The organism is Geoglobus sp., from assembly GCF_054018175.1.
In genome coordinates, this window is the sequence record NZ_JBPLZQ010000076.1 from 1 (window position 1) to 20,614 (window position 20,614).

General features: G+C 52.8%; 20 protein-coding genes. 16 read left to right on the top strand and 4 right to left on the bottom strand.

Translation table 11 applies throughout. The features are described 5' to 3' along the window. On the top strand, positions 1-797 hold a 797-nt coding region (locus tag ACXJJC_RS06070; RefSeq protein ID WP_456370203.1), incomplete at its 5' end, for a DUF401 family protein. On the opposite strand, the gene cbiB is transcribed toward ACXJJC_RS06070, so the two are convergent. Next, on the bottom strand, positions 739-1,572 hold the full coding sequence (cbiB, locus tag ACXJJC_RS06075) for an adenosylcobinamide-phosphate synthase CbiB (RefSeq protein WP_456370204.1): 834 nt from the start codon (positions 1,570-1,572) through the stop codon (positions 739-741). The two genes, ACXJJC_RS06070 and cbiB, sit on opposite strands and share 59 nt — an antisense overlap. A 74-nt stretch (positions 1,573-1,646) precedes the next feature. On the opposite strand from cbiB, the gene ACXJJC_RS06080 reads away from it, so the two are divergent. After that, positions 1,647-2,096, top strand: coding sequence for a protease complex subunit PrcB family protein (locus ACXJJC_RS06080; RefSeq protein ID WP_456370205.1), 450 nt, complete (start codon positions 1,647-1,649; stop codon positions 2,094-2,096). Here the strand turns inward: ACXJJC_RS06080 and ACXJJC_RS06085 are convergent. Next, a complete protein-coding gene (locus ACXJJC_RS06085; RefSeq protein ID WP_456370207.1) occupies positions 2,077-3,378 on the bottom strand; it encodes an NAD(P)-dependent malic enzyme in 1,302 nt (433 codons plus the stop codon). The two genes, ACXJJC_RS06080 and ACXJJC_RS06085, sit on opposite strands and share 20 nt — an antisense overlap. A gap of 143 nt (positions 3,379-3,521) precedes the next feature. On the opposite strand from ACXJJC_RS06085, the gene ACXJJC_RS06090 reads away from it, so the two are divergent. Both ACXJJC_RS06090 and ACXJJC_RS06095 read left to right on the top strand, forming a co-directional pair. Then, entirely contained in the window at positions 3,522-4,052 is a 531-nt protein-coding gene (locus tag ACXJJC_RS06090; RefSeq protein ID WP_456370209.1) for a ribbon-helix-helix protein, CopG family, read from the top strand. A gap of 117 nt (positions 4,053-4,169) precedes the next feature. Next, entirely contained in the window at positions 4,170-5,987 is a 1,818-nt protein-coding gene (locus ACXJJC_RS06095) for an SLC13 family permease (protein WP_456370210.1), read from the top strand. 30 nt (positions 5,988-6,017) lie between these two features. On the opposite strand, the gene ACXJJC_RS06100 is transcribed toward ACXJJC_RS06095, so the two are convergent. Beyond that, positions 6,018-6,626 carry a VIT1/CCC1 transporter family protein gene (locus tag ACXJJC_RS06100; protein ID WP_456370211.1) on the bottom strand — a complete coding sequence of 203 codons (609 nt, stop codon included), beginning with the start codon at positions 6,624-6,626 and terminating at the stop codon, positions 6,018-6,020. 50 nt (positions 6,627-6,676) lie between these two features. On the opposite strand from ACXJJC_RS06100, the gene cysS reads away from it, so the two are divergent. After that, positions 6,677-8,086, top strand: a complete 1,410-nt coding sequence (gene cysS, locus ACXJJC_RS06105; RefSeq protein WP_456370212.1) for a cysteine--tRNA ligase — start codon at positions 6,677-6,679, stop codon at positions 8,084-8,086. A gap of 18 nt (positions 8,087-8,104) precedes the next feature. On the opposite strand, the gene ACXJJC_RS06110 is transcribed toward cysS, so the two are convergent. After that, the gene (locus tag ACXJJC_RS06110) at positions 8,105-8,587 is read right to left on the bottom strand and encodes a multiprotein bridging factor aMBF1 (RefSeq protein ID WP_456370214.1); all 483 of its coding nucleotides are present in this window, start codon (positions 8,585-8,587) and stop codon (positions 8,105-8,107) included. A 116-nt stretch (positions 8,588-8,703) separates the two neighbouring features. Between ACXJJC_RS06110 and pan the strand changes: the two genes are divergently transcribed. The 11 genes from pan to ACXJJC_RS06165 form a co-directional block, all read left to right on the top strand. After that, positions 8,704-9,912, top strand: a complete 1,209-nt coding sequence (pan, locus tag ACXJJC_RS06115; protein ID WP_456370215.1) for a proteasome-activating nucleotidase — start codon at positions 8,704-8,706, stop codon at positions 9,910-9,912. A gap of 63 nt (positions 9,913-9,975) precedes the next feature. After that, complete coding sequence (locus tag ACXJJC_RS06120; RefSeq protein ID WP_456370216.1) at positions 9,976-11,724, top strand: putative nucleotidyltransferase substrate binding domain-containing protein; 1,749 nt, start codon at positions 9,976-9,978, stop codon at positions 11,722-11,724. Then, positions 11,721-12,332: a 3'-5' exonuclease gene (locus ACXJJC_RS06125; protein WP_456370218.1), complete on the top strand. Its 612-nt coding sequence runs from the start codon at positions 11,721-11,723 to the stop codon at positions 12,330-12,332. Before ACXJJC_RS06120 ends, ACXJJC_RS06125 begins: the two co-directional genes overlap by 4 nt. 99 nt (positions 12,333-12,431) lie before the next feature. Next, entirely contained in the window at positions 12,432-12,662 is a 231-nt protein-coding gene (locus tag ACXJJC_RS06130; RefSeq protein ID WP_456370219.1) for a hypothetical protein, read from the top strand. Then, entirely contained in the window at positions 12,662-14,266 is a 1,605-nt protein-coding gene (locus ACXJJC_RS06135; RefSeq protein ID WP_456370220.1) for a sodium:solute symporter family protein, read from the top strand. The genes ACXJJC_RS06130 and ACXJJC_RS06135 overlap by 1 nt, the downstream gene beginning before the upstream one ends. Before the next feature lie 63 nt (positions 14,267-14,329). After that, complete coding sequence (locus tag ACXJJC_RS06140; RefSeq protein WP_456370222.1) at positions 14,330-15,298, top strand: CoA transferase subunit A; 969 nt, start codon at positions 14,330-14,332, stop codon at positions 15,296-15,298. Then, complete coding sequence (locus ACXJJC_RS06145; protein ID WP_456370224.1) at positions 15,295-16,068, top strand: CoA-transferase subunit beta; 774 nt, start codon at positions 15,295-15,297, stop codon at positions 16,066-16,068. The genes ACXJJC_RS06140 and ACXJJC_RS06145 overlap by 4 nt, the downstream gene beginning before the upstream one ends. A gap of 57 nt (positions 16,069-16,125) precedes the next feature. Further along, positions 16,126-16,617 (top strand): PadR family transcriptional regulator, encoded by a 492-nt coding sequence (locus ACXJJC_RS06150; RefSeq protein ID WP_456370225.1) that lies wholly within the window; start codon positions 16,126-16,128, stop codon positions 16,615-16,617. A 1-nt stretch (position 16,618) separates the two neighbouring features. Next, on the top strand, positions 16,619-18,610 hold the full coding sequence (locus ACXJJC_RS06155) for a COG1361 S-layer family protein (RefSeq protein ID WP_456370227.1): 1,992 nt from the start codon (positions 16,619-16,621) through the stop codon (positions 18,608-18,610). Continuing rightward, positions 18,607-20,124 carry a DHA2 family efflux MFS transporter permease subunit gene (locus ACXJJC_RS06160; protein WP_456370229.1) on the top strand — a complete coding sequence of 506 codons (1,518 nt, stop codon included), beginning with the start codon at positions 18,607-18,609 and terminating at the stop codon, positions 20,122-20,124. The genes ACXJJC_RS06155 and ACXJJC_RS06160 overlap by 4 nt, the downstream gene beginning before the upstream one ends. A 60-nt stretch (positions 20,125-20,184) precedes the next feature. Then, positions 20,185-20,614, top strand: a 430-nt coding sequence (locus ACXJJC_RS06165) for a hypothetical protein (protein ID WP_456370230.1), incomplete at its 3' end; no start/stop codon positions are given.

Sequence of the window (20,614 nt, forward strand, 5' to 3'; positions counted from 1 at the left end):
TAGATAGGCTTGGGATCTCCCCAGAGAAAGCCGTTTTCATCAACTACTGGTTCAGACATGTGTGGGTGACGTTCTGGCCACTGTACCCGAACATAGTTATTGCGATTGGAATCCTCTCAACGAGCTACTCGGAAATAGCTCTCTCGACGTACCCGATCCTGATCTCCTCTGTTGTTTCGGGAATGCTGCTGTTTGGAACTGTACGGGGAAAGAACGATGGAAAGAGAGATCTGAGTGGGCTTGCCTACATGTACCCTGTTCTGGTGATAGTTGTGTTCGCAGCCATCACCGGTGACCTGCTCGTCGCTCTCATCGCGGCGTTTCTCAGCATCATCCTGTTCAACAGGGCGATTTCGAAGATCCCGGACATCTTAAGAAAGACTCTCGACTTCAAGATTATTGTTCTGGTTATCGGGGTGATGCTGTACAAAAACGCCATCGAGATGAGCAACGCGTCATCTGCCTTCTACTCGGAGGTTCTCTCGTTTTCAAATCCGTACGTGGCAGCGTTCTCACTGTCATTTCTCATTGCGTTTGCAACAGGTATCGAGCTCAGCTACACGTCTGTGGCTCTCCCACTTCTCACCTCATTCACGGGCACGGGTGACATCGTGAACAGCCACCTGTTCATCATATTTCTCGGCGGATTAACGGGAGTCATGCTTTCACCGATGCACCTCTGCCTGGTCTTCACCGCCCAGTACTTCAGGGCGAGACTTCAGGACGTTTACAGGTACCTCATACCTGCAGTCCTGCTAACAGTGCTAATATCACTGCCATTCCTGAAAGTGCTTTGAAGTACCTCAGGCTTGCTTCAACATCCCCTATGTCCGGATACCTCCCGCAGTCTATTGTGTAGCTCCCCGGTTTCTGCAGTGTCACTCCGAGCAATCCTGCCATTGCAGATATGGAATGGCCGTTGAGCTTGGGACTGTGCCTGATCCCGCACGCAAGCGCGCGACGGCTGAGCACTGCGTACAGGAGCAGGGAAATCCGGGACGGTATGAAGTTAAGCACATCGTCGAGCCGTGCTGAAACCTTCCCGAACTTCTCGTACCTACCCGTTCTGTAGCCGAGCATTGCGTCGCACGTGTTCACGGCCCTGTAAACCATCGCACCAGGCAGGCCGAATATCGCGTAATAGAATAAAGGAGCGAGAACTCCGTCTACGAAGTTCTCAGAGACGCTCTCTATGATTGCGGAACACATCTGCCACTCTTCGAGGCTTTCCACGTCCCTGCTGACTATCATCCTGAGCTTTTCAGGATCGACTCCACCGCCGGATATGCACGCTTTCGCATGCTTGACCATGCTCCTGATCGATATCGTGCTGTACAGCAGGTAACCTGAAACGAGAATGTTGAAGGGGTGGGGCAGGTTCATGGCCGCGAGCGATAGCAGGAGTGCCAGGGAAGACGCAAAAACAGGTGGCAGCAGTCCGGCGTAAATGGAACCGGGAAGAATTCCATCGAGGATGTCGATGAGCCTTCCGAACCAGACCGTGGGGTGAACCCTCTCGGGTGGCTCTGCTCTGATCACCTCGAGTGCCACGGCAATCAGCAGTTCGAGCACAATTAGCGGTGGAGATGTCTGTTAAAAATGTTGTTTTTGGGAAGTGTTATATTTCCGAAAATTTCACTCCGGACATGAATAGATTGGTTGCGCTCGTGGCACTTCTTGCCATTCTCACTGTGGGATGTACGGGAACTCAGGAGAAGGAAGAAAAGGTCCGGTTCGAGGTCATAGGGAAGGGGTACTTCTCCAACGTGGAGAACAAGACGTATGCAGTTATTAAAAGCCCTGATGACTTCAGGAAGTTCATAAACGAGACGGGAGTGATCTTCCAGCCCCCCGACTTCAACACGTCCATGGTGATAGCAGTCTTTATGGGCGAGCAGAAGACTGGAGGGTATGAGATAAACATAGACAAAATGGTCATTGAAGGTGGAAAGCTTGTGGTCTACGTGGATCTCTACGTACCTTCGGACACGTGCTTCGTCACGCAGGTCGTTACAAGTCCGTTTCAGGTTGTGAAGCTCGAAAAATTCGATGGAGATGTTGAATTCGTGGAAACGGTCAGGGAGATAAAGTGCTGAGGACCTCTGATATCGCCCTCACCTTCTCGTGGGTGGCGTCGAGCACCCTCCTTATCTCCTTCGCGAGCTCACCCCTGCCCATTTCCTTTCTCGCTATACCGAGTTCAATCGCCTTCTCCGCCACCCTGATGGCCACCCTCTCGTGCACCTCAAGCTCGTCCATCCTTGGTATTATGTAGTCCTCGCTCAGTTTTGGCTTTGCAAACTCGTACAGGGCCTTTGCCGCTTCAATGGCCATGGCATCTGTGATCTCCCTCGCCCTCACCGTCAGGACCCCCCTGAATATGCCAGGAAACACGAGGCTGTTGTTTATCTGGTTCGGGTAGTCGCTCCTTCCCGTGCCAACAACCCTCGCTCCGGCCTCCCTCGCTTCCTCTGGCAGTATCTCCGGAACGGGGTTCGCCTCTGCGAAGACAATCGGGTCGTCGCTCATTTCGAGAATCCACTCCTTCTTTATCACTCCTGGCCCCGGCCTGCTCGCTGCAATCACGACATCTGCCCCTTTCATTGCCTCCTTTATCCCTCCCCTTCTCATCCCGTGGTTCGTTCGCTCGGCAATCCACCTTTTGTGGTCGCTGCTCTCAAGACCTTCTCTCCCCCTGTAGAGTATGCCCCTGGAATCCACGGCTATGATGTTCTCCCCGGGAACACCTGCTTCCATCATCATCCTTATTGCAGCTGTGTTTGCAGCCCCAACTCCTATGACCGCGATGATCACCTCGTCGAGCCTCTTTCCGACGACATCGAGAGCACCGAAAAGGGCGGCGAGCGTAGCGGTCGCGGTACCCTGCTGGTCATCGTGCCAGACCGGTATCTCGAGCCTTTTCTTCAGCTTTTCGAGAATGTAGAAACACTTGGGACTTTCCACGTCTTCGAGGTTTATCCCTCCGAACGATGGTGAGATTTTCTCGACGATCTCTATGAACCTGTCCGCGTCGTGTTCGCTGATCGGGAGGGGAACCGCGTCCACGCCTCCAAAAAGCTTGAAGATGAGCGCCTTCCCTTCCATGACTGGTAGAGAGGCGAGACTCCCGATGTCTCCGAGACCCAGCGTCCTCGACCCGTCGGTTACTATCGCGATGCTGTTGGACTTCCAGGTGAGCTCGTAAGCCTCGTCGGGATTTTCCTCTATGGCCTCACAGGCCCTTGCAACCCCCGGGGTGTAGAGGTATGCGAAATCGTCAAGTCCCCTGTACGGTATTTTTGGCATGATCTCTACCTTTCCCTCGTACCTTCTGTGCATATCCAGGGCTCTCCTGTAGATCTTCCCGTCCTCCGTCATGGGCTTCAGTTGAGTGTTAATAATGATTATAAATATAGTTAACGCGGTTTATCTCACCCGTAATCTCCTTTAATCGCGGGTGTGAATCTTTATCTCTCTTTTACCACCGTAAGTTACTAATACATACAAAATAAGGAACTGGCATGGTCTACAGGACCTCAATCAGCCTTGATGCCAGGACATCGCAGATACTCGAGGAACTCATTCGAAGGACCGGAAAGAGCGCGAGCGAAATCGTAAGGGATGCTCTGAACTCCCACTACGAGTTCGAATTCTCCCAGAATGTGTCCAAGAGGGAGATCATGGTTTACATCGATTTTCTATCCGAGGGTGAGCACGTCATCGTGGATCTGGAGCACTGGTGCGCCATGTGGGATGTGCTGAACGAAAAGGCTGACGAGAAGTTCTGGGAGCTCGTGGCGAAGTCCGGGGAAGAGCACGGAGTACAGTACGCCAACAAGGGACTGAGGGACGTGAAGAGCATCCTGCAGTACATGGAGCCCGGAAACTTTTTCAGGGTGAAGGAGGATGGCGACGGAAGCTACACCCTGATACTTGCATGCCCTTCCGAAATGAGGTTCATCAGGGTATTCCTCGAGAACATATTCAGGGCGCAGAACATCGATGTTGAAATCAGGGAGAGCATAGGTAAGCTGAGGATAGTCGTCAGATAGTAAGGCATTTCTGAAAATTAATTATTAAAATTATTAATCACCAAAAATTTAATTGTAATTATCTATTCCGAAAATTTAATTTAGAGCGTCTTTTTTCCTCGTCCTGAGGTGGTGGTGTTGGGAAGAGAGGATGAAGTCATCAGGAAAATAGAGGAAAGAGTCGAGGAGGACTTCGAGGAGGGAGGCATAGCCGATGTCCTTGTTGCCGGAGATGACAGGCACGAGTACTCCAAGAGGCAGAGGTACTCCCTTTTCCTCGGAATTGTACTGTTTGCAGCGATTCTCCTCATGCCGGTTCCCGCAACGTTCGTGGAAACGAGTGTCAAGTCTGTAAAGCTCAGCGAGGACATCCTCGCTGCTGCGGAGTCAAAAGGACTCGTAACTGTTAGCGATGGAAGGATCAGCAGTATAAGCGACATCCGGGGACTCATGGACCTCGTAAGGGAAAAGGATCCCGGGACTTACGAGAAAGTGATCAAGAAGGCCAAGGACATGAAGAGCGTTCTCGCCCTCACAGTGCTGATGGCTGTCTGGTGGATCGGCGAGGCAATACCCCTGCCGGCAACGGCTTTGCTGCCACTGGTTGTTCTGCCGATGCTTGAGGTCAGCAAGCTCAAGGAGGTGGCACCGAGCTACGCCAGCAAGGTAATCTTCCTGTTCATGGGAGGATTTCTGATAGCTGCTGCGATGATGAAGTGGGGTCTGCACAGGAGGCTCGCGCTGATAATCATAAACGCAATTGGAACGAGCCCGAGGAAGGTGATCCTCGGTTTCATGGTCTCCACAGCGTTCCTGAGCATGTGGATTTCCAACACGGCAACGACCATGATGATGATGCCGATCGGCCTCTCGATCATCCTGCATGTCGCCATGGCCGGAGAGGAAATGAAGAGGAAGGGTCAGCTCAAAGATGTGGATTTCAGGGCGGGTAACTTCAGGTTTGGAACGGCGTTAATGCTCGGTATAGCTTATGCCGCGTCCATTGGAGGCGTCGCGACGATCATAGGCACACCTCCAAACGCGGTGTTCGTGGGAACGTTTGCCAAGCTTTTCCCTGACGCTCCTGACATAACGTTCACGGACTGGCTCGCGGTTGGAATCCCGATTTCCTGGACGTTTCTGTTCATAGCCTGGTTTGTCCTGGTGTACCTGATTGTTCCACCCGAGATATCCGAGATTCCTGGAGGTAGGGAGCTCGTCAGGAGGGAGCTCGAGAGGCTTGGACCCTGGAGCAGAGGGGAGAAGATAGTGCTTGCAGTGTTCGTCCTGACCGCCCTCGCATGGATAAACAGCAAACCGAAGGTCATAGGTGGGGTGACAATCCCCGGGATAAGCAGCTACCTCCCATTCGTGAACGACTACGTAATCGCAATGCTGGCCGCAATCCTGCTGTTTCTGATTCCGGTTGACTTCAGGAAGGGTGAGTTCGCCCTCGACTGGGATCATGCCAAGGACATACCGTGGGGCATCCTGCTGCTCTTCGGCGGAGGCATCGCGTTGAGTTCAGCGTTCACGAAAAGTGGGCTCGCGAACTGGATTGCAGAACAGCTCCTCTTCCTCAAGGGTGTGCACCCGCTCGTGGTCATGTTCGCCATCGTAACTCTCGTGATCTTCCTGACCGAGATGACGTCGAACACGGCAATAGCCACGCTCATGATGCCCGTAATGGCGGGATTTGCGCTGGCGATGGGTGAGGATCCAAGGTTCTTCATGATTCCAGCTGCAATTGCGGCGAGCTTCGCCTTCATGCTTCCGGTCGCAACACCGCCCAACGCGATAGTATTCGGAACGGGATACGTCACCGTGCCTCAGATGTCGAGAACAGGCCTGGTGCTGAACATGATTGGTATAGTCTTCGTGTCCCTGCTGAGCTACTTCCTGGTGCAGGTCGTGTTTGGTGTCACTCCGGGAGTGTCGCCGTCCTGGGTGCCCTGAAAACCGAATGAACTCTATTTTTTCTTTACTTCATAAGTGGGACGGGCTGAGCAGAGTTACTATGATCAGCGTTGTAATTCCTGCGAGCACCATTCTCAGTCCAGATCTTATGATGCCGCTCTTCGACACCCTCCCCATTGACACCCCTACCGCGAACAGCAGTGCAAAACCCGTGATCAGGGCAAGGATGAACGCCAGGCTTTCTGGAAGGAAGAGGTAGGGGATGAGAGGTATCACTCCTGCAGGAATCGGCGCGACGGCGTGGACGAGGGAACTGATCTTCATGGCAAACTCGTGAGCCTCGTCGATTAGGCACTGCTCACCGTCGGACTTGAGCAGTGCGCGTCTTTTCTCCATGGCTATCAGCTTCTGCTCGACCCTCTCTGCCTCAAACGCACCCCACCCGCTCGATATTCCGAGGGCGAGAGATGTGGCGATACCTGCCGAGAATATTATTTCCCTGCTTGCCTGTCCGCTCAGGTGGGCTCCGAGGACCATTCCCATAATTGTCAGAACTCCATCGAAAAATCCTATGACGAAATACCTCCTTGAAATGGAAGAGATATCGGTCATTCTGGCGTACATCCTCCACTTCTGCAGTCTTTCTTTGCCGAGAACTTCCGTGAGTTTTTGATACACCCCTCACCACTCCAGCAAGTAATTTAAATGAGCATCTCCACTGTGGATTTATGAAACTTTTCGATACAATGCAGAAGAGGCTCGTTGAGCTGAACCTTGACGAGGAGGTCAGAATATATGTGTGCGGAATAACAGCTTACGATTACTCTCACATAGGGCATGCGAGAAATGCCGTGCTCTTCGACACTCTCAGGAGGTTTCTCGAATTCAGGGGCCACAGGGTTACAATGGTCCAGAACTTCACCGACATCGATGACAAGATCATAAACAGAGCTGTCAGAGAGGGGAAATCCGCGCTTGAAGTTTCGTCCAGATTCATCGAGGAGTTCATGAGGGATGTGGAGGAGCTCAACGTGAAGGATTGCATAAGGCCGAAGGTTTCGGAGTACATACCGCACATAATCGAGGCGGTAAAAACGCTGATAGAGAAGGAGTATGCCTACACCGTGGAGAAGGAAAACGGATACGACGTCTATTTCCACGTGCCCGCCTTTGAAAGTTACGGGAGGCTTTCTGGTCTGTCGACGGATGAGTTGAACAGGCACAGAATAGAGCCAGACCCGAAAAAGAGAGATCCGAGGGATTTTGCGCTGTGGAAAGCCGCTAAAAAAGAGGACTTCGAGGCCAAGTCGTACTTCGACTCTCCCTGGGGTTACGGCAGACCGGGGTGGCACATAGAGTGCAGCATAATGTCATCGGAAATTCTGGGCGTTCCTTTCGACATTCACGGTGGTGGGATGGACCTGGTCTTCCCGCACCACGAAAACGAGAGGGCCCAGAGCTACGCGCTCCACGGCGTTGAGCCGGTGAGGTACTGGATTCACAACAACTTTGTTACCGTAAACGGGGAGAAGATGAGCAAGAGCCTCGGCAACATTGTGAGGATAAGGGATGTCGTTGAGAGGTACGGGGGTATGGCGCTGAGGTACCTGCTTCTATCTGCACACTACCGGCACCCCCTCGACTACTCTGATGAGAAGGTCGTTGAAGCGAAGAGGTCGTATGAGTACCTCCTCAACTCTCTGAGGAACGCTGACATGGAGATCGCGTACATAAAAACCTTTCTTGGAGATCGGGATGGTTCCGACATCCCGTCGGTCATCGATCAGTTCGTTGATGCCCTCGAAAACGACTTCAACACGCCCAGGGCACTCTCGATAATGCACAGATATGCTTCAAACATCAACAGCCTGCTCTTCTCCGCAGCTCTTGACAGCCTCGAGAGGGCATTCGAGGAGATGCACTCGATGATGGACGTGATGGGGCTCGTGAGGGACTACGTGAGATCTCCCGTTCTGAGCGGAGAGGATGTTGAGAGGATAACGGAGAGGGAGCAGGCGAGGAAGGACAGGGACTTTGAGAAGGCAGACCGCATCAGAGACGGATTCAGGAACAGGGGAATAGCCCTGGTGGACACCAAAAATGGAACGAGGTGGTTTGTGCTCAAACAGTACGGATGATCGATTGGGAGTTTGGCGTCACCTTTTCTTCTTCTTTATCACGACAACATCTCCGAGGGTCGGAACAAGCTTTTTGTGAGACTCGACCTTCACCTCCTGAACCTTTTCCCTGAGCTTTATGTCAAACAGTCTTTCGAGCTTTTCAATAACCTCTGGCTCTGGAGTAATCTCGGCGTTCTCGATTTTTCTTATCAGCGATTCCTTCTCCTGTATTCTCTTCGCGAGCTCCTCCTGGCTCCACCCTTTCTTCTGCCTCTCCCTCCTTATTATCTCGTTGAAGTTCTCTACAAGCTCCTCCGTGAAGACTATCGGCTTTCCTCCTCGTACGCTAATCCTCTCCTTTTTAACGACCCTTGACACCCCGTGCTGAGATGAAGAGGATATGTTCTCGACTCCGTACTCCTTACATCTGGCACACACGTTCAGCTCGGTCCCCTCGACAACAACCTTGAAACCCCTACCCCTGATCTCCTTACCACAGATCTCGCACTCCATTGCCATCCCCTGCCAATTTTCCAATAACTTCAAATACTTGTAGCTATATAATTCTATTTGGAGACTCCCGGAAGGGAGTTGAGCTCAAAAAATAAAAAGGTATGGGGAATATGACGGAGGACATGATAGAGAGTCCGGCTGGAAATGAGGATCTCATGCTCAAGCTCAGGATACTGGAAAAAGAGTACGAAAGGCTGAAGGAGCTATACAGGAGGCTTGAAGACGAGAAGAGGTTTGTCGAGTCCGAAAGGATCAGGTTTGAGAGGGAGGTTAGGAGGCTCAGGAGTGAGATTGAACGGTTAAGATCACCGCCTTTAATTGTTGGAACCGTCTCAGATATTCTCGAGGACGGTAGGGTCGTTGTTAAGAGCTCTACCGGGCCGAAGTTCCTCGTGAACGTCTCCCAGTACGTGGACCTCTCCGAACTCAAGCCCGGAGCGAGGGTTGCGATGAACCAGCAAACCCTTGCCGTGGTCAGCGTGCTTCCGAGCCCGAAGGACCCGACGGTCTACGGATTCGAAATAGAGGAGAGGCCGAACGTCACGTACTCCGACATCGGCGGGCTTGACAGGCAGATCGAAGAAGTGAGAGAGGCAGTCGAGCTTCCTCTGCTTAAGCCAGAGCTGTTTGCAGAAATCGGCATCGAGCCTCCAAAGGGCGTGCTGCTCTACGGTCCACCCGGAACCGGAAAGACCCTGATAGCGAAGGCAGTTGCGGCAGAGACGAACGCCACGTTCATAAGGGTCGTCGGGAGCGAGTTCGTTCAGAAGTACATAGGAGAGGGCGCGAGGCTTGTGAGGGAGGTCTTCGACCTTGCGAGGGAGAAGGCACCGACAATTCTGTTCATAGACGAAATAGACGCAATAGCTGCGAGAAGAACGAACAGCGATACGAGCGGTGACAGAGAGGTTCAGAGAACGCTGATGCAGCTTCTGGCTGAAATGGATGGCTTCGATCCGAGGGGAGACGTTAAGATAATCGGCGCAACAAACAGGATTGACATACTCGACCCGGCAATACTCAGGCCCGGTAGGTTTGACAGGATTATCGAGATTCCGATGCCGAATCTCGAAGGCAGGATGCAGATATTCAGAATCCACACGAGGAAGATGAAGATCGCAGATGACGTGGACTTCAGAAGGCTGGCTGAGATGACTGAGGGGGCGAGCGGTGCGGACATAAAGGCCATAGTCACCGAGGCTGGAATGTTCGCGATAAAGCAGGAGAAGGCGAGAATAACGATGGAGGACTTCGAGAGGGCGATAGCCAAAGTCCTGAAGAAGGACAGCAAACCCGTGAAATTCGAGGCCAAGGGCGTCATGTTTGTCTGACCCTTCCGGGGGTCTCCCCCAAAATTTATAAAAATTAATAGTTATTCTTTTTCTGGTGAGTCAATGATCCCACCGAGAGAGATTCTCAGAAAAGTTGTCCCCTTTTCCTATCTCTCCGGCAGCGAGCTCGACAGACTTATCGAGGGAATGGAGGTCGAGATTTTCGAAAATGGTGAGACAATAGTTGGCAAGGGGGAGAGGACGAGGTACGTTTACTTCATCTACTCTGGTAGGGTGCTGCTCAGGAACGACGTTGAGGAGAGGTTAACAAAAGGTGAGCTGTTCGCAGTGACCTCTGCCGTTGAGGGTATCCCTTTCTCGTCCACGGCTGTTGCGGAGGAGGACACGATATGCTACCTGTTCGACGGTAAGGTCTTCAGGGATGTGATGCAGAGCAATTCTAAGTTCAGGATATTCTTTGAGACCTTCGCAGAAAAGCGCTTCAGAGAGCTCAGGTTTGACACACAGGTGGAGGAATTCCTCCTGAGGCCCGTGGTCGAGCTCGTCCACAGAAAACCGGTGACTTGCACCCCGGAGTGTGACATAAGGAGTGCGTCAAGACTCATGCTCGAGAAGTCTGTCGGCAGCCTCGTTGTGGTGAACTCAGGGAAAGCGGTGGGAATATTCACGGACACTGACCTGAAAAAGGCTGTGGCAGCAAACAGGGTTGATGGTAGCGTGAGGGAGTTCATGAGCTCAGGCCTGATAACCTCTGACGTCAGAGAGCCCGTTTTTGAGGCGTACATAAAGATGATCGAGGCCGGGGTGAATCACCTCGTCATAATGAGCGGGGACCGGCTTGAGGGTGTTATCTCTGTCAAGGACGTGCTTTCCGTCTTTGAACCGTTTGCCAAGGTAATTCGCATCTACAGAAGGCTCAGGAGGACAGACGATTTCGGGGAGATGAAGGACCTGATGGACTCTGTGAAGGACGAGATCAGAGTCCTTGCCGGTAAAAATGTCAGGTTTCACGATCTGTCGAGGATGATAAATGCGATATACGATCAGGTGTATGTGAGGGTGCTTGAGGTCCTGTCGAGGGAGTTCTCAGTTGGGAACGAATTTTCATGGGTCAACATGGGAAGCAGTGGGAGGAAGGAGCAGGTTATAGCGACTGATCAGGATAACGCGGTGATATGCGAAACTGAAATTCCCGGGGAGTTCCTGAAAGAGGTGAACAGCGCAGTGGACTACATAGGCATACCCAGATGCGTCGCTGGTTACATGGCCGAGAACTGGCATTACGGGATCGATGAGTGGAAGAGGATGTTCAAAGAGTGGTTTAACGAGCCCACACCGAAGAACCTCAGACTCCTGACCGTTTTTCTCGACGTCAGGCACGTGTATGGTAAAAGGGAGCTGTACGATGAGCTCATTGATCACATATTCGAGGTCAAGAACACGCAGGCTCTCAGGTTCCTGGCCTACGACGCGACATCGCTCGAACCGCCTCTCGGCATATTCGGTATAAAGGACCTCGACAAGGGGATAGACGTCAAAAAGCACGGGATATACCCAATAGTCAACGCTGTGAGGGTCTTTGCAATTGACAACGAGATCAGGGAAACAAACACCCTGTCAAGGATATCTGCTCTGCAGGAAGTTATCGGGGAGAAGAGGGTTGAGGAACTCAGGGAGAGCTTCGAGTTCCTGCAGGATCTCAGGCTGAGGCACCAGGCCCACAGGAGCGACAACCTGATAGGCCAGGCAGAGCTGGAGAAGCTTGACCTCGTCATTCTGAGAGAGACTTTCAAGATCATAAAGAGCTTTCAGGGGTTTGTTAAGAAGTACTACGGAGTTGATGCCATTTGAGGGACGTTAACTTCGCCGTGGTCGATGTTGAGACGACAGGGCTCGACCTGAAGAGGGACGAGATCTTAAGCATAGCAGTAATCCCCATGGACGGGCTGCGTATCATGGTTGGAAATTCTTACCACACTTTTGTGAAGCCGGAATCCTTCAGGATCTCGTCTGTGAAGTACCACGGTATAACTCCCGATGTGCTGGAGGACTCTCCGAAATTCTGTGAGGTGGCTGACGAGATCCTGAAGCGCATTGAGGGCAGGGTCGTTGTTGGACACGGGGTGAGCATAGACATCGGCTTTCTGGAGAAGGAGTTCGACAGGTGCGGCATCAGGGTTAAGCTGCAGAAGTCCCTCGACATAGCGGTGGTAGAGCGTGTCATTGGCGAGATCTTTGGAGAAAAACCGACCAGAGAGGATCTGACGCTCGAAGCCCTCGCGAGGAAGTACAGCGTTCCCTTAACCTACAGGCACAGCGCGATGGCAGATGCCTACATCGAGGCTCAGATATTTCAGATCCAGATGATGAGGCTGATGAAGTACGGAATTAACTCTCTAAATGCTCTCGAGTCTTTCATCAGCCGGGTGCAGATGTCAGACTCGTCATTTATTTTTTAAACAGTTCGTCATTATTATTTGAGATCTATTAAAATTTATAATGTGTGATTGCGAAAAGTTTAAATTAATCATGAATTTTACTTAACGTAAGGTGAGACTATGCCTTGGCCGCCGAAGGTGTTCTGGCTTGGTGTTTTAGTGATGTACGGGTACACATTCCTGATGTGGGCCCTCGAAGCGACTGCAGGGATCAACCACGTATGGATCGGGCCAGTGCTTGCGCCGACGATATACGCGAGCCTGATAGGGACGTTCATCATACCAGTGGTGGTGGCGTTTCTGTACTACTACATACCCGAAAAGGCTGAAGAAGCGAGAGGTGGTAGCTGATGGCTGTGGATCCGATCGTAGTTGGAGTTACGGTTTTGTACTTTTTGGTAACGATATACATCGGTTGGTGGAGCAGGCAGAAGCTCAAGAGCGCGACCGACTACTACGTTGCTGGCAGGCAGATCGGAAGCTTTGTGAACGGACTTGCGCTCGAGTCCACGTACCTGAGCCCCGCTTCGATGCTCGGACTGCCAGCATACATATTCATTCTCGGGTATCCATTCTGGTGGGCGATGGCAGCCATCATCCTCGGAATGCCGCTGGCAACACTGCTGACCGCTTCTGCATTAAGAAAGTACGCACCCACGAGCTTCGCGGACTACTATGCTGACAGGTACAATGATCAGAAGCTCAGGTGGCTCATTGGAGTCATCGTCGCTTTCGGTTCGATCCTCTACATAACCCTGTCCATCGTCGGCATGGCACTTTTCCTGCTCGCGATACTGAAGATCAACTACATCTACGGAGTCATCATCGGCACTGTGATCGTTCTGCTGTACGTCGTCTGGGGTGGAATGGTCGCAACGTCGTGGAACGCGGCCTTCCAGGCGGCTCTGATGACCGTCGCTGCCGTCATCGCCGCGATAGTCATGATCATGAAGCTCGGCGGGCTTCAGGGATTCCATGAAGCTGTTCTTGCAAACAACCCCAAGTTCTTCAACACCGCGAGCGACGCTGAACCACCGCACGCGTTCGTCGGAACATGGCTTGCGATAATCGGGTGGTACTTCACCTGGCACTTTGGATTCGCGGTCATGCCCTACACGGTCGTCAGGTTCTTCACGACCATGGACATAAAGACCGCGAGGAGGAGCATCTTCTGGACAGCTCTCTTCGCCGGCATCTTCTACATGGCACTGCAGATAATCGGTGCCGGAGCGAAGGTTATGATCGAGAGCTACCACCCGCTCGCCGCTGAGGCTGGAGGGAAGGCAGTTGGTGTTCTGAAAATAATTCAGCAGACGTACCAGGTCGGTTCAGTCGTTGACTACTCCATGATCGCAGCTGTCGAGGCCCTCTCCAATCCGCTCGTCCTCGGCATTCTTGCAGCAGGTGGTCTCGCCATTGCGATGTCAACGGCAGCTGGATGGGTCATGGTCGTCAACACGCTCGTGACGAGGGACCTGCTCGGCATGCAGCTCAGGAGCAAGTACGCCCAGGAGAACCCCGTCACAACTGCGAGGATCGTTTCGATAGTCTTCCTGATTATCGGAATGATCATATCGTTCAACCCGCCAGCGCTCGTCCTTGACCTCTCCGGCTGGGCCTTCGTCGCTCTCATAGCATCCATAGGTCCGGGACTCGTCCTCGGGCTGTGGTGGAAGAGAGCAACAAGAACGGCAATGTGGGCAACTGCGATAATAATGTTCTTCCTGCACCTCTACGCGTGGATGTACGCCAAGTTCAACCTCGGCCACCACGCATGGTTCTTCCTGAACCAGATGCTCTTCGGAGATAACAAGGCCGCGTGGATCGTTACGCCGCACCAGTTCTGGGCCATCCCGGTGGGCTTCATACTGTTCGTCGTAATCTCGCTGCTGACCAGCCCGCCGGATGATGAGACAGTGAAGAAGTACTGCGTCGAGCTGACCGAGAACGTTTGAAAACTTTTATAAACCACATTTTTTTCTCATTTTTGTTCGTTAATTATCAGGAGGTTTTGTGAAATGGAGATTCTGGACAGAGGTGATGCGGAATTCTATTTCATCGATCCCGACGACTTCAGGGAGTACGTGAGGGACAGGAAGAACAGGAACTGGGAAGACAAGCTGATGGACGAGAGCGAGGCGGTGAGAAAGTTCGTGAGCGATGGGGATTATCTGGCATACGACTTTTCCAGCCTGACGAGAGGGCCGCAGAGTCTGATAAGGGAGATAATCCGGCAGGGGAAGAAGCACCTCTGGATATGCGCCAAGTTCACGCTGCTTGAGAGCGTTCTGCTGGCAGGGGCCGGATGTGTTGACAGGATAGACGTGGGATTTCTTGGCTTTGGCCCCTACATAGCCAGGAAGGTTCAGAACGGCGAGGTCAAGGTCTACGACTGGAGCAACGGCAGCATAACCTACAGACTGATTGCAGGGGCGATGGGCATACCGTTCATTCCCGCAAGAGATCTGCTCGGCACCGACACGTTCAGGAAATCAGGAGCCATGGCAGTCAAGGATCCATTTACAGGAAAGCCCGTGGCGTTGCTCCCTGCTCTAAATCCCGACGTTGCAGTAATTCATGTTCAGGAAGCCGACATTTACGGAAACGCGAGGGTCTACGGGCCAACCGTCGCAACCCTCGAAACCGCAATGGCATCCAAGAAGGTGATTATCTCCGCCGAAAGAATAGTGGAGACCATCGAGTTCAGGAAGGAGCCGAACATGACCATAATTCCTTACTACTTGGTTGACGCTGTTGTTCACGCACCCTTCGGCGCCTACCCCGGTGGTACGCAGGGGTATTACGAGATGGACTCCGAGCACTACCTGATGCTATCATCAATAAGGGAGGAAGAGGACATGCAGAGGTACCTCGAGGAGTACATCTACAGCGTTGACAGTCATGAAGAGTTTTTAGAGAAGAGGGTTGGGATGAAGAAGCTCAAGGAGCTGATTAGAAAGGCTCAGATTCTGGAGGGATACAGATGAGCTATACGGATGTTGAGTTCATGATATGTCAAGCCGCGAGACTTCTCGAGGATAACAAGACGGTCTTCGTGGGCTGGGGGATGCCCCAGGTGGTTGCTCTGCTGGCCGAAAGGCTTTACACGCCGAACATAACCCAGGTGTTTGAGTTCGGTGCCATTGGGCCTCAGAGCAGGACTCCTTTTCTGAGAGGCACGATGGGCGGTCCGCAGAACACCTACAGAAGCCTGCAGTGGTGCAGCATGGGTTTAGCGTTCAACTACGCTCAGGCAGGGTACATAGACTACGGAATGCTCGGAGCGGCGCAGATAGACAAGTACGGCAACATAAACTCGACGATGATTGGCGAGGATTACGAAAGGCCGAAAGTTAGATTCCCCGGAAGTGGAGGAGGCAACGAGGTTGCGAGCTACTGCTGGAAGACGATAATCGTGATGAACCACGAGAAGCGCAGATTCGTGGAGAGGTGCGACTTCGTGACATCTCCGGGGCACGTCATCGATGGGAAGACGAGGGAGGAGTACGGGTTGCCTAAGGATACAGGCCCGTGGAGGGTGATAACCTCCAAGGCAATGTTCGACTTCGATGATGAAACCAGAGTAATGAGGCTGATTGCCGTGAGGGAGGGCCTGAGCGTGGACGATGTCGTGAGTGACATGGGGTTTGAGCCCGTGATTGCAGACGACATCCAGATCCTCGAGCCTCCGACTGATGAGGAGCTCAGGGTCCTCAGGGAGGAGATCGATCCCTACGGCCTCGTGATAAAGAAGTGACATTCCGGATATATCGGAATCCGATACATTTTTACATTTTTCAGTTAAAGCCATTTTGTGACGTATCTCAAGGGCATTCTGAAGATACTCATTCTAAAGGAGCTCGAAAAGAGCGACCTTAGCGGGCAGGAGCTGATGGAGAGGATAGCCCAGAAAACCGCGAAAAGACCATCTCCCGGTTCGGTGTATCCACTTCTGCACGAACTTCAGAATGCCGGATTTCTGGACGTTAAGGTGTCTGGAAAGAGAAAGGTGTACTCTCTATCTGATGTCGGGAAAGAGGCGCTGAAGGACTACGCGGAGCGGGAGAAGCAGGCGATACTTCTCAAGATTCAGGCTCTGAAGGAGTGGGGTGTGCTGAACAGTGACGAGTACGCGAACCTTGTTGAATTCATGAACGTTAAGCGGGAGAACTTCCTCAGGCTTTTCGAACTCAAAAACTGGATGAGGTTCGTGGTTATGCTCTCAAAAACTGCTGCAGAGTCAAAGGAAAAGGCGGAAAAGGCCCTCGAGAGGGCAATTGAGTTTATTTCCGAGGGGGTGGAGTGAGGTGAAGGCAATTCCAGCTGTACTTCTGCTGCTGTCGCTCGTTATCGTTCAAACTGCTTCAGCTTCAGCAGACTTCACGTTCCACGTTTCCCTTCAGGACAGTACGCTTCATCCCGGTGAGGAGGCTGTGCTGACGATTTTAATCGAGAACGATGCCAGGCTGTCTGGGTTTGCAGTTAATGAGAACACCTCGAGCCTGATACCCCTTCTGACAACGGCAAAGAACCTGAGAGTCGAGGTTGATGATAGCGAGCTGCCGTTCAGTGTGAGGTCGGCTAACCCCTACATTGTCGGAGACCTGCCGTCGGGGATCGTCGCAAGGGCAGTCTTCACGATTCAGGTGGACGATGATGCAGGTGAGGGCAAGTACACCCTGCCTGTAAAGCTGAGATTCAGCAGGGTGACGTACTACCTGGAAAACGGCAACCCGGTTATAAGCTACGAGAACGAGGTGGATGTTGAGTATGTCGGGGTGACAGTGGAAAAGAAGGACTACGATTTTTCTCTGGCAGTTCTGGAGGGTCAGCTGATATCCGGAGAGGAGGGTGCGATCAGGGTTGAAATCGTGAACTCCGGGAAGAATCCCGTTGAAAACTGCGTCGTCATTCTCAATGCGACGCCACCCTTCAGGCCTAACCCTTCGGGAGCAGCGGCATACATCGGGCACCTATCTCCCATGGAGCGGAAGAACGCGACGTTTAAGCTTTACGTTATGGACGGCGCGGTCAACCAGACGTATCCGGCAACCTTTCTGATTAGGTTCGAGACGACATCCGGAGTACCCAGAGCCGTGCTCAAGACTGTTGGCCTGAATGTCTATGACAGAACGCACTTCAGCCTGGTAAAGTCTGCTAGCTTCATTCCCGGCTACACCCCAGTCCCGGGGAAAGCTGGGATTCCCGGGGTGAGAGGGTATGTTGTGGTTTCACTGAAAAATTCTGGCGAGAGTGTGAGCGATGCTGTCGCGTTCCTTAAATTTGAGAACAGAATGCTGAGAGCCGAGAATTCGCCTTACCTCGGGAATTTCAGTTCGGGAGATGTCAGGAACCTCGTCTTCTACATAACCTCGACGGCACCGCCCGGAAAGTACAGGGGGATTCTGGAGATAGCCTACAGGAACGAACTTGGGGACGATGAGGTGTCCGGGCGGATTCCAGTGGAGGTAGAAGTTGGCGGGCAGAATTCAATTGCCGTTGAGCTTTTGCCCCTGGAAGACATTGGAGCTGGAACCGTGGAGTCCATCAGGGTGAGGGTGAAAAACACGCTTGACGAGGACATCACCGACCTCAGGCTCACCTTAGTTTCTCCGGAGCCCACCATAGCTCCCGTGAGCTCGACCGCTTACATTCACTCTCTAAGGGCTGGAGAGTCCAGGGAGGTCGCCTTCAGAATATCGGTTTCGGATCAGGTTGCAGAGGGAGAGCACAGCCTGTATCTGCTTGAGAGGTACAGCGTTGATGGAGTTCACGACCTTGTGAGCGTTTCCGAGATTCCAGTAGTGATCAGACCACTGGAGAAGGACATCACGGTTGTTTCGGTTAGAGGCGATCTCACACCAGACGAAACAGGTAGCCTGGAGCTTACAGTCTTGAACGCCGGAAACAGGACGATGTACGATGCGATCCTCGAGCTCGATCTGAGTCCACCACTTCATCCTGCGGGTTCGAGCTCCCTGATGGGGATCACCGGAAAGCCACAGCCGTCCTACTACTACATCGGCACCCTCGCTCCGGGACAGCAGGCGGTGGCGAAGTTCAGAGTGGAGGTCGACAAGGATGCTGGCATGGGTGATTACCCGATCAGCGTGAGAGTTCGGTATGATGACGAAGAGGGCTACACTCACCTGACCTTTCCGGTCACAGCCTCGGTGAGAGTTGTGGAAAAACCCGTCCTGACCCCAGTGGTTCTCGTAGCCTCCGCTATGGTGGCCGCTGCCGTGACCCTTTCGGCAGTGTTTTTCAGAAAAAGGAGGAGAATTAGGGGCAGACAATGACGAGGTCAGGGTGGCTGGGACTCATTCCGGTTGGAATGGGACTCTTCATGGTTTTGCTGGACGTCAGCGTGCTGAACGTCGCCCTTCCCAGCATAGCCAGGGACTTCAACGCGAGAATGTCTGACATACAGTGGATTCTCAACAGCTACACCCTCACAATGGTGGTTCTGCTTGTCCTCGCGGGGAGGATAGGGGACATGGTCAGGAGGGACAGGTACTTCATGGGAGCTATGATCATCTTCACTGTGAGCAGCTTTCTGTGTGCACAGGCATGGAGCATAGGCAGCCTGATCTTTTTCAGGGTCCTCCAGGCGGTTGGTGGGGCGATGCTGAGCGGAAACACCCTGGCAATAATCACCGAGCTGTTTCCTCCTGGCAAAAGGGGTGCGGCGATGGGGCTCAACTCAATTCTTGTCGCTTCGAGCTTCACCCTCGGCCCGATAATTGGCGGGTGGCTGACAACGCATTTGAGCTGGCACTGGGTGTTCTACCTGAACGTCCCGGTGGGCATAGCTTCGGTCATTCTGGCGTACATCCTTCTACCACCACTGGGGGCAAGGGATAGAGTTCCGGTTGACCTCACGGGAGCGACTCTCCTGGCAATAGGCCTGGGCTCCCTGACTCTCGGAATCATTAACGGACAGGACTGGGGATGGGCGGACGAGAAAACTCTCGCTTGCTTCGCAATAGCCGTGCCGTATCTCGTGGCATTTGCTCTCAGAGAGCTGAGCTATGAGCATCCACTTCTCGACCTCTCCCTGTTCAGGATAAGGAACTTCACCGTAGGCATACTCGCTGTTTCCATCCTCTTCTTCGGAATGTCCTCGTCGCTCTTCGTTCTGCCGTACTTCCTGCAGGGAATAAAGTCGCTGAGCGCTGCCGACTCTGGCTACTGGATGATCGTGCTGCCCCTCGTGAACACGGTGTTCTCCCCCTTAGCCGGAAGGCTGAGCGACAGGATCAATCCAAAGTACCTGATGTGCACCGGTCCCCTCCTCTTCACTCTCGGGATGTACAACCTTTCCAGGATTGAGGAGAGCGTGAGCTACTGGGAGTTCTTCGTGAAGCTAATGCCCATGGGGATCGGGATGGGGATGCTGATGTCCCCCTCGTTCAACGTCATAATGGCGTCAGTCCCTCCGGAGAAGGCTGGGATGGCCAACGGGACGGTCAGGTCTGTGAACACGCTGTCGCAGGCGATGGGTGTGGCGGTTGGGGGAGTGCTCCTTACAAACAGGATGAAGGACTGGCTCGGAAGCTACGGCAACCAGATTCCAGATCCGGGAACCATGGCGCTGCTCAGGGTTCTGGCAGTGAAGGGAAATCCACTGCCTCTGATTGCGATGGTCGAGGGCTTCATGGACAGCATGCACTTCCTCTTTTCCGTGATGATGTGGCTACCGGTCCTCAGCATGCTCGTCATTCTTCTGTTCCTGAGCGGTGAGGAGCACCTGAGGAGGGTGAGAGCGCTTTCGTCTGTCAGGGGATCTAAAGCGAATGCTGAGGAGCTGTGATGCTACGCATTCATAACTGAAAAACAGTAAACTATAAAGCCGTCCTGAGAATTTAGATTGATGGGATTCGGGCTTTTCAGGAGAAGAAGGGTGAAGGAAGTCACGCTGGAAGTGGTGGAGGAAGAACTTCTGAAAATGATGGAATCCGCTGAAAGGGAGATAGAGCCCTTCGTGTCTGAGAAGGAGCGAGAACTGCGTGCTGAAATCAGCAGTCTTATTTCATCCCTTGAGGGTTTCGATTTTGATGCCGTTCATCCGAGACTGAGGGATCAGGCCCGCAACTTCGTTTCTGCCATGCTGACGCTGTGGAGGGACGAGCTCGGTGAAAATCCGTTCCACGAAGCATCGAGAAGGCTTGAAAAGACTGCTTCCCTGAACGTCAGGTACTTCAGGATGCTGTTCGCCGTGAATCCCGTGGAGATCGAGCGGATAAACGCTCAAATCCGGGCCATTGCGGGCACGGTCGCTGATGTGGAGAGGAAGAGGAATG

Bases quoted from the DNA above. Each gene is read 5' to 3' on its own strand.
- ACXJJC_RS06130 (WP_456370219.1), top strand. From the start codon at position 12,432: ATGCCTTGGCCGCCGAAGGTGTTCTGGCTTGGTGTTTTAGTGATGTAC.
- ACXJJC_RS06080 (WP_456370205.1), top strand. From the start codon at position 1,647: ATGAATAGATTGGTTGCGCTCGTGGCACTTCTTGCCATTCTCACTGTG.
- ACXJJC_RS06085 (WP_456370207.1), bottom strand. From the start codon at position 3,378: ATGACGGAGGACGGGAAGATCTACAGGAGAGCCCTGGATATGCACAGA.
- ACXJJC_RS06160 (WP_456370229.1), top strand. From the start codon at position 18,607: ATGACGAGGTCAGGGTGGCTGGGACTCATTCCGGTTGGAATGGGACTC.
- ACXJJC_RS06090 (WP_456370209.1), top strand. From the start codon at position 3,522: ATGGTCTACAGGACCTCAATCAGCCTTGATGCCAGGACATCGCAGATA.
- cysS (WP_456370212.1), top strand. From the start codon at position 6,677: ATGAAACTTTTCGATACAATGCAGAAGAGGCTCGTTGAGCTGAACCTT.
- ACXJJC_RS06140 (WP_456370222.1), top strand. From the start codon at position 14,330: ATGGAGATTCTGGACAGAGGTGATGCGGAATTCTATTTCATCGATCCC.
- ACXJJC_RS06145 (WP_456370224.1), top strand. From the start codon at position 15,295: ATGAGCTATACGGATGTTGAGTTCATGATATGTCAAGCCGCGAGACTT.
- ACXJJC_RS06135 (WP_456370220.1), top strand. From the start codon at position 12,662: ATGGCTGTGGATCCGATCGTAGTTGGAGTTACGGTTTTGTACTTTTTG.
- pan (WP_456370215.1), top strand. From the start codon at position 8,704: ATGATAGAGAGTCCGGCTGGAAATGAGGATCTCATGCTCAAGCTCAGG.
- ACXJJC_RS06110 (WP_456370214.1), bottom strand. From the start codon at position 8,587: ATGGCAATGGAGTGCGAGATCTGTGGTAAGGAGATCAGGGGTAGGGGT.
- ACXJJC_RS06120 (WP_456370216.1), top strand. From the start codon at position 9,976: ATGATCCCACCGAGAGAGATTCTCAGAAAAGTTGTCCCCTTTTCCTAT.